Here is a 324-nt window from a genome sequence, read left to right as displayed (position 1 = left end):
TTCCCATGGAGTTAATCCAGTAAGACCCCTTAGAGATGATGAGGTTGATAGGTCTGGTGTGGAAGCGTGGCGACACGTGGAGCTGACAGATACTAATCGGTCGAGGACTTATCCAAGCTATTCTTGATACTTGTACAATCATGATCTAGTTTTGAAGGAATCACTTCTTTCAACATATGCTTATAAAGTATATCGTGTTGATCAAAGAGAACCAAGACATTCGAGGAAGCAAATGGCTGAGGAATGGAGCGTACATCAGTACGTGACATGACCGAAGACCATGAAGCTGACAAAGAAGGTCGCCGGTTATCTGAAGATCAAAAG

General features: G+C 43.2%; 1 rRNA gene. It reads left to right on the top strand.

Annotated features, from left to right (window positions below):
- Nucleotides 1-116, top strand: a 23S ribosomal RNA gene (locus M3202_RS22135); the annotation flags it as partial.
- Nucleotides 117-324: the final 208 nt, after the last annotated feature.

Source organism: Halalkalibacter oceani, from assembly GCF_023715605.1.
Lineage (GTDB): Bacteria > Bacillota > Bacilli > Bacillales > Bacillaceae_D > Halalkalibacter > Halalkalibacter oceani.
The sequence above is the reverse complement of the archived record's forward strand: the minus strand, read 5'-3'. Positions and strand labels throughout refer to the sequence as shown.